Source organism: Microbispora hainanensis (genome assembly GCF_006874475.1).
Taxonomy (GTDB): Bacteria; Actinomycetota; Actinomycetes; order Streptosporangiales; family Streptosporangiaceae; genus Microbispora; species Microbispora hainanensis.
The window spans coordinates 168006-181717 of the sequence record NZ_VIRM01000002.1 but is presented as its reverse complement, the minus strand read 5'-3'; the positions used below and the strand labels follow the sequence as shown (position 1 = coordinate 181717).

12 protein-coding genes are annotated in these 13712 nt (G+C 70.5%); 1 reads left to right on the top strand and 11 read right to left on the bottom strand.

The window, feature by feature from the left end:
- Positions 1 to 9 precede the first annotated feature (9 nt).
- The 10 genes from FLX08_RS02370 to FLX08_RS02325 all read right to left on the bottom strand — a co-directional run bounded on the left by FLX08_RS02370 (position 10) and on the right by FLX08_RS02325 (position 11354).
- A complete protein-coding gene (locus FLX08_RS02370) occupies positions 10 to 399 on the bottom strand; it encodes a cytidine deaminase (RefSeq protein ID WP_142616511.1) in 390 nt (129 codons plus the stop codon).
- Entirely contained in the window at positions 396 to 1667 is a 1272-nt protein-coding gene (locus FLX08_RS02365) for an ABC transporter permease (protein WP_142616510.1), read from the bottom strand. Before FLX08_RS02365 ends, FLX08_RS02370 begins: the two co-directional genes overlap by 4 nt.
- Before the next feature lie 31 nt (positions 1668 to 1698).
- The gene (locus FLX08_RS02360) at positions 1699 to 2829 is read right to left on the bottom strand and encodes an ABC transporter permease (protein ID WP_142616509.1); all 1131 of its coding nucleotides are present in this window, start codon (positions 2827 to 2829) and stop codon (positions 1699 to 1701) included.
- Positions 2826 to 4364: an ABC transporter ATP-binding protein gene (locus tag FLX08_RS02355; protein ID WP_142616508.1), complete on the bottom strand. Its 1539-nt coding sequence runs from the start codon at positions 4362 to 4364 to the stop codon at positions 2826 to 2828. The genes FLX08_RS02360 and FLX08_RS02355 overlap by 4 nt, the downstream gene beginning before the upstream one ends.
- A 101-nt stretch (positions 4365 to 4465) precedes the next feature.
- Positions 4466 to 5494 carry a BMP family lipoprotein gene (locus tag FLX08_RS02350; protein WP_341874305.1) on the bottom strand — a complete coding sequence of 343 codons (1029 nt, stop codon included), beginning with the start codon at positions 5492 to 5494 and terminating at the stop codon, positions 4466 to 4468.
- Positions 5495 to 5700: 206 nt separating this feature from the next.
- Positions 5701 to 6741 carry a BMP family lipoprotein gene (locus tag FLX08_RS02345; RefSeq protein WP_142616507.1) on the bottom strand — a complete coding sequence of 347 codons (1041 nt, stop codon included), beginning with the start codon at positions 6739 to 6741 and terminating at the stop codon, positions 5701 to 5703.
- Positions 6742 to 6829: 88 nt separating this feature from the next.
- A complete protein-coding gene (locus FLX08_RS02340) occupies positions 6830 to 8383 on the bottom strand; it encodes a serine/threonine-protein kinase (RefSeq protein WP_142616506.1) in 1554 nt (517 codons plus the stop codon).
- A 45-nt stretch (positions 8384 to 8428) separates the two neighbouring features.
- The gene (locus FLX08_RS02335; RefSeq protein ID WP_208761224.1) at positions 8429 to 9670 is read right to left on the bottom strand and encodes an amidohydrolase; all 1242 of its coding nucleotides are present in this window, start codon (positions 9668 to 9670) and stop codon (positions 8429 to 8431) included.
- Between the two features lie 239 nt (positions 9671 to 9909).
- A complete protein-coding gene (locus tag FLX08_RS02330; RefSeq protein WP_142616505.1) occupies positions 9910 to 11082 on the bottom strand; it encodes a glutamate--cysteine ligase in 1173 nt (390 codons plus the stop codon).
- A gap of 71 nt (positions 11083 to 11153) precedes the next feature.
- Positions 11154 to 11354: an SCO4848 family membrane protein gene (locus FLX08_RS02325; RefSeq protein WP_244312248.1), complete on the bottom strand. Its 201-nt coding sequence runs from the start codon at positions 11352 to 11354 to the stop codon at positions 11154 to 11156.
- Positions 11355 to 11448: 94 nt separating this feature from the next.
- Here FLX08_RS02325 and FLX08_RS02320 point away from each other — a divergent pair, with 94 nt between their 5' ends.
- Positions 11449 to 12789, top strand: coding sequence for a D-alanyl-D-alanine carboxypeptidase family protein (locus FLX08_RS02320; protein WP_244312246.1), 1341 nt, complete (start codon positions 11449 to 11451; stop codon positions 12787 to 12789).
- Here FLX08_RS02320 and FLX08_RS02315 read toward each other — a convergent pair.
- Positions 12786 to 13646 carry an SDR family oxidoreductase gene (locus FLX08_RS02315; RefSeq protein WP_142616503.1) on the bottom strand — a complete coding sequence of 287 codons (861 nt, stop codon included), beginning with the start codon at positions 13644 to 13646 and terminating at the stop codon, positions 12786 to 12788. The genes FLX08_RS02320 and FLX08_RS02315 overlap by 4 nt on opposite strands.
- Positions 13647 to 13712: the final 66 nt, after the last annotated feature.

The following is a 13712-nucleotide window of genomic DNA, read 5'->3' as shown; positions in this document are numbered from 1 at the left end:
GTTTCCCCCTTATCGCGACAAATCGTCCGGGCCGAAGGCGAACGGCAGGAAGCCGTCCATCCGCATCGGCCCGTCGGGCGTCTCCACCAGCAGGTCCCGCCCGCCGTGCTCGAACAGCAGCTGGCGGCAGCGGCCGCACGGCATCAGCAGCTCGCCGTGGCCGTCCACGCAGGTGAAGGCCACCAGCCTGCCGCCGCCGCTCGCGTGCAGCGCCGAGACGAGCCCGCACTCGGCGCACAGCCCCACGCCGTACGACGCGTTCTCGACGTTGCAGCCGGTGACGATCCGGCCGTCGTCGACGAGCGCCGCCGCCCCCACGGGAAACTTCGAATACGGCGCGTACGCGTGAGTCATGGCCTCGCGGGCCGCGACCCGCAGCGCCTCCCAGTCGATGCTCATTTCGCCTGCCCCCTTCGATATGGGACACCGTCTGCCGCCGGCATGCGCAGCCGTTGCGAGGCCAGCGACAGCACCAGCAGCGTGGTCAGGTGGGGGGTGAACGAGGTGAACTGCTCCGGCACGGTGTCGGTCACGGCGAACACCACGAACACCGCGATCGCCACGACCCCGGTGATCAGGGCCGCGCGCCCGCGCCGCTGCCGTACGAGCTGGTAGACCGCCACGGCGACGAGCAGCAGGGCGACGACGAGCAGCAGCGCGTGCACCGAGATGCCGCCCTGCCGGAGCTGGAGCGCGTCGGTGTAGCCGAACAGCGCCGCGCCGCCGGCGAGCCCGCCGGGACGCCAGTTGCCGAAGATCATGGCGGCGAGGCCGATGTAGCCGCGTCCGCCCGTCTGCCCGTCGCGGTAGATGCCCGCCGCCACCAGCGACAGGAACGCGCCGCCGAGCCCGGCGAGCACGCCGGAGACGAGCACGGCGGCCCACTTGTACAGGTAGACGTTGACGCCCAGCGACTCCGCCGCGACCGGCCGCTCGCCGCACGCCCGCAGGCGCAGGCCGAACGGCGTGCGCCACAGGATGTAGAACGACAGCGGCACCAGCAGGATCGCCAGGATCGTGAACCACGACACGTCCTGGGTGATGCCCCGCAGCACGCCCGCGAAGTCCGACAGCACGAACCAGTGCTTGGCCTCGACGGTCCGCAGCGGGTCGTTGAGGAAGCCCAGGCTCACCGTGCCCATCTTGGGCAGCGGCGGCGAGTTCTTCGTGCCGCCGCCCGGCATGCCGTCGAAGACGAGCTGGGACAGATACTGGGTGAAGCCGACGCCGACGATGTTGATCGCCACGCCGGAGATGATGTGGTCGACGCCGAAGGTCACGGTCGCGACGGCGTGGATGGCGGCGCCCAGCGCCCCGCCGACGGCGCCGGCGACCACGCCCGCCCAGGGGCTGTGGAACTGGAGGGCGCCCCAGGCGCCGAACCAGGTGCCCAGCACCATCATGCCTTCGAGGCCGATGTTGACCACGCCGGCCCGTTCCGACCACAGGCCGCCGAGACCGGCGAGCCCGATCGGCACGGCGAGGCCGAGCGCGGCGCTGACCGTGCCCGCCGAGGTGATGTCGTTCGCCCCGGTCACCAGCCGCGCGACCGACAGCAGCACCACGAGCCCGGCCAGGCCGAGCAGGAGCACCGGGCCCGACAGCCGGAAGCGCCGCGCCGGGGCCGCCTCGACCGGGCGTTCGACCGGGAGGTCCGTCGCCGTCATGCCGTCTCCTCGATTCCGTCCGGCCTCGTTGTCATGCCGCCGCCTCCGCCTTCGGCGCCTCCTGCGGCGCGGCGAGCTCGCGGCTGACCCTGCGCTGCTCCGCGACGATGCGGTAGCGGTGGACCAGCTCGTACGCGATGATCACGGAGAGCACGACCACGCCCTGCATGATCTGGACGATCTCCTTGGAGATGTCGAGCAGCTGGAGCTGGTTGGACGAGTTGTCCAGGAAGCTCCACAGCAGCGCGCCGACCGCCATGCCGACCGGGTTGTTGCGGCCGAGCAGGGCGATCGCGATGCCCGTGAAGCCGAGACCGGCCGGGAAGTTGTTGCTGTACTTGTAGGAGGCGCCGAGCAGCTCCGGCATGCCGATCAGACCGGCGACCGCCCCCGACATGACCATCGTGACGACGATCATCTTCTTCACGCTGACGCCGCTGGCCACCGCCGCGGACTCGGACTTGCCGGTCGCCCGCAGCTCGAAGCCGAACCGGGTGCGGTTGAGCACCACCCAGTAGGCGATGCCGAGCAGGACGGCGACGACGATGAACCCGTTGACCAGCACCGGCGTGCCCGCGATGAGTGGGATGCCCGGCATGTGCGCGTCGTCGGGGATGGGCCTGGTGCCGAGGTCGTTGCCGGTCAGCACGCCGAAGTGCTCGCTGACCAGCCACGAGCCGAGGCCGGTCGCGATCGCGTTCAGCATGATGGTCGAGATGACCTCGCTCACGCCCCGGTAGACCCGGAGCAGCCCGGCGATCGCGGCCCACAGGGCGCCGACGACCACCGCCACGACGATCACGAGGACGATGTTGAGCACGCCCGGCACCACGGCGGCGCCGCCGAGCCCGGCGGCGATCACGGCCGCGAGCCGATACTGCCCGTCCACGCCGATGTTGAAGAGGTTCATCCGGAAGCCGACGGCCACCGCGAGCGCGGAGATGTAGTACATGACCCCGGTGTTGAGGATCATGGCCATCGACCGCGGCTGGGTGCCGTAGTCCGCGAGGGTGGTGAACGCCAGCACCGGGTCCTTGCCCGCGGCGAGCAGGACCACCGAGGTGATCAGCACCGCGAAGACGACCGCGATGAGCGGCGCGACGACGGCGAGCCAGCCGCCCAGCTTCACCCGGCCGAGCACCCGGTCGAGGAACCCGTTCATACCGTCTCCTCCCCGGCGCCGGTCATCGCCGAGCCCAGTTGCTCGGGGGTCACGTTCGCGGGATCGACGTCGGCGACGATCCTGCCGCGCAGGATCACCTTGAGCGTGTCGGACAGCCCGATCAGCTCGTCGAGGTCCGCGGAGATCAGCAGTACGGCCAGCCCGGCGGCGCGCGCGGTGCGCAGGTGGTCCCAGATGGCGGCCTGCGCGCCGATGTCCACACCGCGCGTGGGGTGGCTGGCGATGAGCAGCACGGGATGGCCGCTCATCTCGCGCCCCACGATGAGCTTCTGCTGGTTGCCGCCGGACAGCGTGGCCGCGTCCACGTCGATGCCGGGGGTGCGCACGTCGTACTCCTCGACGATGCGCCGCGTGTCGGCCCGGGCGCCGGCGCGGTCGATCCACGGGCCCCTGATGTTGGGCCGGCGGGTCTGGTGGCCGAGGATGCGGTTCTCCCAGAGCGGGGATTCGAGCAGCAGGCCGTGGCGGTGGCGGTCCTCGGGGATGTAGCCGATGCCGCCCGCGCGCCGCTTCAGCGTGGACCACTGGGAGATGTCGGCGCCGGCGAGCGTGAGCGCGCCCGCCTCGCAGGGGCGCATGCCCATGATCGCCTCGACGAGTTCCGCCTGGCCGTTGCCCTCGACGCCCGCGATGCCGAGCACCTCGCCCTTGTGGATGTCGAAGCTCACGTTGTCGACCACCGGCCGCCCGTCGCCGGTGCGCACGGTCAGGTCGCGTACGGACAGGGCGACGACGTCGGTGACGGTCGACTCGCGGGTCTCGGGGCTGGGCAGCTCGCTGCCGACCATCAGCTCGGCGAGCTTGCGGGAGGTCACGTCCCTGGGGTTCACGGTCGCCACGGTGGTGCCGCGCCGGATGACGGTGATCTCGTCGGCCACCCGGAGGACCTCGTCCAGCTTGTGGGAGATGAACAGGATCGTCAGCCCCTCGCGGACCAGGCCGCGCAGGTTGTCGAACAGCTCGTCCACCTCGTGGGGCACGAGCACGGCGGTCGGCTCGTCCAGGATCAGGATGCGGGCGCCCCGATAGAGCACCTTCAGGATCTCCACCCGCTGACGGTCGCCGACCCCCAGGTCCTCGACCGGCACGTCGGGCCGTACGCCCAGGCCGTACGCGTCGGAGATCTCCTTGATCTTCTTGCGTGCGGCGGCGAAGTCCAGGGCGAGGCCGCCGCGGCGCGGCTCGCTGCCCAGGACCACGTTCTCCAGGACGGTCAGGTTGTCGGCCAGCATGAAGTGCTGGTGGACCATGCCGATGCCCGCGGCGATGGCGTCGGCGGGGGTGTGGAAGCCCACGGGCGCCCCGTTGACGCGGATCTCGCCCTCGTCTGGGCGCTGCATCCCGTACAGGATCTTCATCAGCGTGGACTTCCCCGCGCCGTTCTCGCCTACGAGGGCGTGGATGTGCCCCTTGGCGACGCGGAGGTGGATGTCGCTGTTGGCGACGACTCCCGGGAACCTCTTGGTGATCCCGGTGAGTTCTACTGCGGGTTCCGTGGCGGTCGCGGCGGTAATGTCGGCCTCCTCTTCGCGGAGTGCCCGGGTGCGGTCAAGTGATAGTGAGAGTAGAGCAAAGGGCCCGGGGCGGGTGCCTCCGGGCCCCTCGATTGCGCAGGTCAGGACGTCGGGACCGTGATCTCGCCGCTGATGATCTTCTGCTTGTACTCGTCGATCTTCGACTTGATGTCGTCGATCTTGCCGCCGGTCGTGGAGTAGTCCACGCCGCCCGCCTTGAGGTCGTAGACCGAGGGGCCGGACGTGACCGTGCCGTCGATGTACTTCTTGAGGAAGTCGAAGACGGCCACGTCGACCTTCTTGATCATCGAGGTGACGATCACATCCTTGAAGTCGGCGTACGCCGGGAGCGCCGCCTGGTCGGAGTCGACGCCGATCGCCATCGCGTTCGCGGCCTTGGCCGCCTCGAAGACGCCCGCACCCGAACCGCCGGCCGCCTGGTAGACCACGTCCGCGCCGGCGTCGTACATGCCCTCCGCGGCCGTCTTGCCCTTGGCCGGGTCACCGAAGCCGCCGAAGTCCGGGGGCTGGGTGAGGTACTTGGTCTGGATCTTGATGTCCGGCTTGACGGCCTTCGCGCCGGCCTCGTAGCCCGCCTCGAACTTGTGGATCAGCGGCACGTCGACGCCGCCCACGAAGCCGATGTTGCCCTTCTCGGACTTCAGCGCCGCCGCGGCGCCGACGAGGAACGACCCCTGCTCCTCGGCGAACATCAGGTTCGTGATGTTGTCGCCCTTGGCCGCGTCGTCGTCCACGATGGCGAACTTGACGTCGGGGAACTCCTTGGCGACCTTCGCCACGGAGCCGGAGTAGGCGAAGCCCACCGCGATGACCGGGTTGTAGCCCCCGGACGCGAGCAGGCGCAGCCGCTCCTCCTTCTGGGCGTCGGTCTCGCCCTGGGTGGCCTCCAGTTCCTTCTTCTCGACATGAAGCTCCGACTCGGCCTTGTCCAGACCGGCCGCGGCCGCGTCGTTGAAGGAACCGTCGCCACGGCCACCGATGTCGTACGCCAGGCCCACCTTGACCTGGGAGGCGGCAGGCGCGCTGGACGCGTCGGCCGAAGCTCCGGTCGTGGTGGTGTCGTCGCTACCCCCACACGCGGCGGCGGCCATGAGCAAGGCGCCGCTCACCGTGGCGGCGGCCAGTTTGCTAACTCGATTGCGGAGCAAGGTCGTGACTCCCCTTCCGTTCCCGCCCGTCTGACTCTCGTCGCACGCACGCAGGAACGCACGGCAACCCTGCACGGAAGATAGTTGTTTGACCTGCATAGACCAAACCCGCGCACGAGTCCGCAACATGTCCGTTATTGAGACCAGTCCACACCGTGACCGGGGCGTCAGCCTGGGGAAACCTTGACACGGCTGTGGATGATCTCCTGCTTGAGCTGCTCCAGACGCGGCTGGATGTCGTCGATGTGGCCGCCGGTGAGGCTGTAGTCGACGCCGCCGCGCCTCAGGTCGTACACGACAGGGCCGCTGGTGACGGTGCGGTCGGCGACACTGGCGAGGTAGTCGTAGACCGCGACGTCGATCCTTTTGATCATCGAGGTGAGGATCACGCCGCGCACGGCCGGGTCGGCGCTCTTGGCCTGGTCGTAGTCGACGCCGATGGCCCACGCCCCGGCGTCCTTCGCCGCGCGGAACACTCCGGCCCCCGAGGCCCCGGCGACCTGATAGACCACGTCGGCGCCGGCCCGGTACATGCGCCGCGCGGCCTTCTCCGCCTTGTCCGGCCGGTCGAAGCCGCTCAGGTCGTGCGGGCCTGTGAGATAGGCGATCCTGATCCGCACCCGCGGGTTCACGTGCTTCACGCCCTGGACGTAGCCGACCTCGAACTTCCTGACGAGTGGCGACGGGTTGCCTCCGACGAAGCCGACGTCGCCGGTGCGCGACTTCATCGCCGCCACCGCGCCCATCAGGAACGAGCCCTCCTCCGAGGCGAACAGCAGGTTCGTGATGTTGGGGCCCGACACCGTGGGCTCGTCGACGATCGCGAACCGGGTCTTGGGGAACCTCGGGGCGATCCGCGCCAGCGCCGGCGCGTACGAGTAGCCGACGGCGATGATCGGGTCGTATCCCGCCTGGGCGAGTGCCCGCACCCGCTCCACCTTGCGGGCGGCGGGCTCGCCCGGCGCGGCCTCGACCTCCCGCACCCGCATGCCCTTCAGGTTGCGCTTGGCCTCGTCGACTCCGGCGGCCGCGGCGTCGTTGTACGACTGGTCGCCCCGTCCGCCGATGTCGTACACGAGCCCGACCTGCAGCGGACGTGTGCGCGGGGTCGCCGTGCTCACCTCGCCGCCGCATCCCGCGGCGGCGGTCACGGCGACGGCGACGGCGCCCGCCATCACCGTCCGGAACGCCCGCAATCGGACCTCCATCCCCGGAATTGTCCCAACGTCGCGATACCCGCTGGACGTCCGGGAGAACGTGGGACACAAAGGCCCTGACAGATTTATCCCATTTGAGTCAATTCGTATGGGAAAGAGACCCTGAGTATCGGGCGTCCCGTTCCCCTTCGCGCGTCACCGTGAAGTCGGCCGCGGTCTCGCCCCGCCAGGTGATCGAAACGCTTCCGGGATAACAGGCGTCGCCCTTCACCTGGTCGAGGATCAGCACGAGCGCCTCACCCGATTCGCGCGCGGGGGTGAGACGGCCGGAGCAGTGCAGGTCGGCGCCCCACCTCATCCGCGCCGGGGCGGTCAGACGGATCTCGACCGGGAAGACACGGCCGGCCGAGGGATGGCGGGCGACGCCCGTCCACGTCCCGTCGAGGCGCCCGGTTCGGTGACCGGATTCGCGGCCGGATTCATCACCGGATTCATGACCGGATTCATGACCGGATTCATGACCGGATTCACGGCCGGATTCGCGGCTCGTCAGGACCCACGCGACGCCCGCCACGACGGCGACCGCGACGAGCAGGGCGAGCGAGGCGACCACCACACGCGCCCGCCCGCGACGGCGCCCCCGGGTCCCGGCGAGCTCCGCAGGCCGGTCCACCAGGACGCCCTCGGCTCCCGTGGACTCCGCACCGGTCTGATCCGCGCTGGCCGGTTCCACGCTGGTCGGTTCCGGGCTGGCCGGTTCCGGGCTGGCCGGTTCCGGGCTGGTCTGATCCGCGCTGGCCGGCTCGGTGTCGGGCTCGTCGCCATCGGTCTGGCCGGCGTCGGCCCACGCCCCGGGCAACGTGTTCACCGGCTGCCCGGGCCGGCCTGCGGAGGAGCGGTCGAGCAGGGCGCTCAGCACCTGTCCGGCGTCCGGCCGGTCGGCCGGCTCCGCGGCCAGGCACGCCACGACGAGGTCTTTCAGCAGGCCGGTGAGCGGCCCGAGGTCCGGCGTGCCGTACAGGATGCGGGCCATGACGGCCGCGTGCGTGTCACCGGTGTAGGCGTGCCGTCCGCTCGCCGCGTAGACGAGCGTGAGCGCCCAGCAGAAAACGTCCGCCGCCGGTCCGGCCGGCCGTCCTCCGAGCTGCTCCGGGGCCATGTAGGCCGGGGTGCCGACGAGATTCCCGGTCGTCGCGGTGGCGTCGGCGAGCCGCGAGGTGCCGAAGTCGACGACCCGCAGCCCGTCCGAGCCGAGGAGCACGTTGCCCGGCTTGAAGTCGCGGTGGACGACCCCCGCCCGGTGGATCGCGGCCAGCGCGGTCGCCGTCCCCACGGCGACCCGGTCGAGATCGCCGCCCGTCCGCGGGCCCGCCGCCGTCACGTGCTCGCGCAGCGACGGGCCGTCGACGTACTCGCTCACGATGTACGGCCGGTCGCCGTCGAGATCGGCGTCGAGGACCTGGGCGGTGCAGAACGGCGCGACCCGGCGCACCGCCTCGATCTCACGGGCGAAGGCGCGCCGGGCGGCGGTGCCGTCGAGCCGGGCGTGCAGGAGCTTCACCGCCACCGGCCCGCCCGACAGGACGGCGCCGCGGAAGACGACACCTTGGCCGCCCGCGCCGAGACGGCCGTCGAGACGGTAGTTCCCGAGGTGCCGGGGGTCCTCGGGACGCAGGGGGGAGACGTCGGGCACGGCGGTGTACGGCTCAGCGGGCTCGGCCGGCCGGGCGGGCGCGGCTCAGCGGGCGCCGCCCCACAGCGCGGTCAGCGCGGTGGCGGCCAGAACCTTGACGCCGATCCCGATCGCGCGCTCGTCCACGTCGAACAGCGGCCGGTGGATGTCGACCTCGTCGACGACACCCGGCGCCCGCGTGCCCAGCCGGGCGAGCGCGCCGGGCACCGACTCGAGATACCAGGAGAAGTCCTCGCCGCCGAGGCTCTGCGGCGTGGGCACGGCCGCCCCCTCGCCGATGATCTGGGTGACCGCGTCGTTCAGCATCTGGATGCTGGTGGCCTCGTTCACCGTGGGCGGCGTGCCGCGCCGATAGTCGATCTCGGCGTCCACGCCGTACGCGCCCGCGACCGAGTCGAGCAAGGCCTTGACCATGTCGGGAGCCTGGTGCCAGGCGTCCTCGTCGAGCGACCTGATCGTGCCCTGGGCCACCCCGAAATCCGGGATCGCGTTGGCCACGGAACCCGCGGAGATCTGGCCCCACACGAGGCTGAGGCTGGAGCGGGGGTCGACGCGGCGCGACAGCGCGGCCGGCAGCTCGGTGACGATCTTGCTGAGCGCGTAGACGAGGTCGACGGTCAGGTGCGGGCGGGCGGTGTGCCCGCCGGGGCCCGCCACACGGATCCGCACACTGTCACAGGACCCGGTGATCGGGCCGGTCCGCAGGCCGATGTGACCGACGTCCAGGCGCGGGTCGCAGTGCAGCGCGAAGATGCGGTCGACCTCGTTGAGGCCGCCGTCGCGCATGACCTCCAGCGCTCCGCCCGCGACCTCCTCGGCCGGCTGGAAGATCAGCCGCACCCGGCCGGGGAGCGCTCCCGCGTCGGCCTGCGACGCCAGGAACAGCCCCGCGCCGAGGACGATCGACGTGTGCACGTCGTGGCCGCAGGCGTGACACGCGTTGGGGTTCGTGGAGCGGTAGGGGACGTCCTTCTCGTCCTCCATCGGCAGCGCGTCGATATCGGCGCGCAGGGCGACCGTGGGGCCCTCGTCACGTCCGAGGTCCACCCACAGGCCGGTGCCGCGCGACAGCGGGTGCGGGATGAGCCCGGCGTCCGTCAGCCGCTCAGCGATCTTCTCTGTCGTGCGATGCTCGCTGAAGGCGATCTCCGGGTGCGCGTGTATGTCTCGCCGGAACTCGATCAGCTCATCGTTGTGCTCGCGAAGGAATTCCGCCAGTTGCCCGGCCAGGTCGCTACTTCCCGGCCCGGCCGCGTCCGGCGCTGCGAGCTTCGATGAGGTGGCCACGAGTCTTCCCTTCTCCGGCGAGCCGTCCCGCCACGGATCGCCGGATCGTCCAATATGATCATGAAAAGTCACGAAAAAGCCCAAAAGGGTCGAGCGGGCGTGTCTCGCCTCCACCGACCCTTCATTCACAATCCTTCCATGCCGCGACCCTCCGATACGGCGGATTGCCCAGTATTTACACCGGGCTCCGCACGTAGTCAGAACTAGGCACTGTTGCCGGACATATCAGGCCTACCCCGTCAGGTGCCCGATTGTCCGATCTCGCGGTTGGGGTTCGCGGTGACGAACCTGTCCTCGGCGAGCTCGATTACCGTGGCATCGACCACGTCCTGGAGGGTTCCGCCGTCGGCGAGGATCGCTCGCTGGCGCTCGGATGAGCTCCCCTGCTCCAGCACCTCGGTCACGACCGCCAGCTCGTCGGCACAGCCGAGCCGCTCGGCGACGGGTTCGAGTTCACGCTGAAGTTCATACAATACGTCGCGCATCGGCGCAGTGGAGCCATGGTCGTCGGTGATGACGTCCGCGTCGAGGCCGTAGCGCGTGGCGCGCCACTTGTTGTCGCGCACCACCCACGCCGCGGGATGCGGCAGCGTGTAGCCCCGGTCGAGCTGCTGGTCGAACTGCTGCACGAGGCACTGGGACAGCGCGGCCACCATGCCCACCTCGCGCGGCGTCGGGATGCCGTCGAACATCCGGATCTCGATCGTGCCGAAGTCGGGGTGCGGCCGGATGTCCCACCACACCTCCTTGATGCTGCGGATCGTGCCCGCCCGCACCAGCGTGTCCATGTACTCCTCGAACTCGGCCCAGTCGGCCAGCAGGTGCGGCGGCCCGGCCGTGGGCAGCGAGCCGAAGACGATGGCACGGCTGGACGCCAGCCCGGTGTCCTGCCCGCCCCAGAAAGGGCTGGAGGAGGTGAGCGCGAGGAAGTGCGGCAGGTACGCCGCGAGGGCGTTGACGATCGGGATGACCTTGTCCCGCTCCTTGACGCCCACGTGGACGTGCACGCCGAACGTCTGGATCCGCCAGGCGAGCCACTGCAGGTCCTCGATCAGCTCCACGTAGCGCTGGCTCGGGGCGTAGACGGCGTCGCGCCAGTCGCTGATCGCGTGGGTCCCCGTGCAGGCCAGCCCGATGCCACGCGGCTCGACGGCCTCGGCCAGCCGGCCGACGCTCTTCTTCAGGTCCTGCACCGCCTCGGCCACCGTGTGGCAGACGTCGGTGACGATCTCGACCTGCGACTGCATGAGCTCGTGCATGGCCTTGGGCCGTTGCCCCTCACTGAGGTCGGGAACCGCCGCGAGCACCTCCTTGGCGTCCTGGCGGAGATGACGCGTCAGCCGGTCGACGAGCTGAAGCTCCCATTCCACGCCGAGCGTCGCGCCACGTGAGGGGTTGAAGTCGATCGCCAAAGCTTGCCTCCATCACGTTCGGTCCCTGCCGACCCTCAGGTCAGGTCACAGCGGACAAGGTCGTTCCAGGCTCAGGCCCTACCCTTCATCCATCCCCGCACGCCGACCGCCCCGAGCGCCAGCCCCAGGATGATGTTCACCGCGATGAGCACGCCGTGGACGACGTAGAAGGACGTCTCGTGCCCGTCGGCGAGGTTGAAGCCGAGGTTGATCCATTCGAAGATCGTCAAAACGGCGAGTGCCACAAGAAAGATCGATACACGTCTCGTCATGTCCACAGTATCGGGCCGCCCCCAGCGTGGCCCTGTGGCATTTGGGGCATATGTCGCTTCATGCGAAGGCAGTCAAGGCTAGGCTGAGCGACCTATGGGGACGAACCTGCGGGCCCTCGCCGCGACCGTGACGACGGCGGGGGTGCTGACGACGGCGCTGCTCGGCGCCCCTCCCGCCGCGAACGCGCGGGCCGTACCCGACCTGGCGCCGCGGCAGACCGGCATGGCCGCGACCGGCACCACAGTCACCGGAACCGCAGCGGCCCGCACCGCTGTCGCCGGAACCACCGTCTCCGGAACCACCGTCTCCGAAGCGGGCAAGAGGAACGGCGCCATCGGCGGAGACCGGCTCGCCGGCCGCGGGATCATCCGGCCCGCCGGGATCACGCCCCCGCCCAAGACCGAGGCCAGCGCGTACGTCATCGCCGACGCCGACACCGGCGCGGTGCTCGCGGCCAAGGACCCGCACGGGCACTACCTGCCCGCGAGCACGCTCAAGACGCTGACGGCCGTGACGCTGATCCCCAGGCTCGACAAGAACCGCAAGGTCAAGCCGAGCGAGGAGGCCTGCAACGTGGAGGGCAGCGCCGTCGGCATCGTCCCCGAGCCGATCTACAAGGTCGACGACCTCATGCGGGCGCTGCTCATGGTCTCCGGCAACGACGCGGCGGTCGCGCTGGCCGAGGCCAACGGCGGCGTGAAGAAGACGCTCGCCGACATGAACAAGGAGGCGCGCAAGCTCCAGGCGTACGACACGGTGGCCAAGACGCCGAACGGCCTCGACGCCCCGGGCCAGCGCAGCTCGGCCTACGACCTCGCCCTGATCGCACGGGCCGGGCTGGCGCTCCCCGACTTCCGCGAATACATCAGCACGAAGGTCGCCAAGTTCCCCGCGCCGAAGGAAGACCCCAAGAAGAAAAAGAAGAAGAAGCGCCGCGGCGACGCCGAGGCCAGCGAGTCTCCGCCGCCCGCCTACTACGAGATGGCCAACCACAACCGGCTGCTGGGCCGCTACAAGGGCATGCTCGGCGTCAAGAACGGCTGGACGTCCAAGGCCCTGGGCAGCTTCGTGGGCGCGGCCAAGCGCGACGGCCACACCATCATCGTCGTGATCATGCATCACCCCGGCGGATTCTGGGAGGAGGTCGCCAAGCTGCTCGACTGGGGCTTCGCCGCCAGGGGCAAGGCGGCCCCCGTGGGCCAGCTGGTCGCCCCCGCGCCCGACCCCAAGCCCGCCTCCTCTCCTCTGGCCGTACGGGCCTCTCCGACGCCGGGCGCGGCCGATGTGGGCGCGGCCAAGGCGCGCGGAGCGGACCCCGCCTCCGCGGGCCCCGCCACCCCCCTGCTGATCGGCGGCGGCGCCCTCGTGGTCCTCGCCATCGGCGCGTACGCCCTGCGCCGGCGCCGCAGGACGCCCGGCGACGCCGCCGGCTAGCGGGCAGGCGGGGCGGGGACGGCGTGCTCGGCGGCGCGGCTGACCTCCTCCCAGCGGGCCCACGTCTCCATGCGCTGCCGGGAGACGGCGAAGGCCAGGTCGTAGGCCATGCCACCCAGCAGCAGCCGTAGCGGCGGCTCGTCGCTGCCGACGAGCTTCAGCACGGCCTCGGCCGCCAGCCGGGGATCGCTGTCCACCGACCCTTCGGCCCACTGCTTCTCCAGCTCGGCCCGCAGAGGGGCGTAGTCGGGGATCGGCGTGGTCGCCGTCATGCTCGTGTAGAGGTCGGTCCAGTAGCCCCCGGGCTCGACGATGGTGAGCTTCACCCCGAACCGCGCGGCCTCCATCGCCAGGGCCTCGCTCATGCCCTCCAGGGCGAACTTGCTCGCACTGTAGAGCCCCGTGGTGGCGAAGCCGCCGAGCGCTCCGATGCTGGAGATCTGCACGATGTGCCCCGACCCCTGAGCACGCAGGCAGGGCAGGACGGCCTGGCTGACCCACAGCGCGCCGAAGAAGTTGGTCTCCATCTGGGCCCTGGCCTCGGCCTCGGTGAACTCCTCGATCATCCCCATGGACATGATCCCGGCGTTGTTCACCACGACGTCGAGCCGGCCGAAGCGCTCGGTCGCCCGGTCGACCGCGGCGAAGACCGCCGCGCGGTCGGTGACGTCCAGAGGAAGCACGAGCAGCCTGTCCCCGTTTTCGGCGGCCAGGTCGTCCAGGGGCGCGACGGTCCTGGTCGCGGCGACCACCCGGTCGCCGTTTCCGAGCGCGGCCTGGGTGAACGCCCGGCCGAGGCCCCGCCCCGCACCGGTGATGAACCAGACCCGTCCCGAACCGGCGGTCGTCGTACGCATGGTGGCTCCATTCGCTTACTTCGGTTGAACGATACGTCTCGTCTCGTTCGGCAATAGTGGCGTCCT

Coding starts and splice junctions, on each gene's coding strand:
- FLX08_RS02360 (WP_142616509.1), bottom strand. CDS start 2,829: ATGAACGGGTTCCTCGACCGGGTGCTCGGCCGGGTGAAGCTGGGCGGC.
- FLX08_RS02370 (WP_142616511.1), bottom strand. CDS start 399: ATGAGCATCGACTGGGAGGCGCTGCGGGTCGCGGCCCGCGAGGCCATG.
- FLX08_RS02320 (WP_244312246.1), top strand. CDS start 11,449: ATGGGGACGAACCTGCGGGCCCTCGCCGCGACCGTGACGACGGCGGGG.
- FLX08_RS02345 (WP_142616507.1), bottom strand. CDS start 6,741: ATGGAGGTCCGATTGCGGGCGTTCCGGACGGTGATGGCGGGCGCCGTC.
- FLX08_RS02325 (WP_244312248.1), bottom strand. CDS start 11,354: ATGACGAGACGTGTATCGATCTTTCTTGTGGCACTCGCCGTTTTGACG.
- FLX08_RS02315 (WP_142616503.1), bottom strand. CDS start 13,646: ATGCGTACGACGACCGCCGGTTCGGGACGGGTCTGGTTCATCACCGGT.
- FLX08_RS02365 (WP_142616510.1), bottom strand. CDS start 1,667: ATGACGGCGACGGACCTCCCGGTCGAACGCCCGGTCGAGGCGGCCCCG.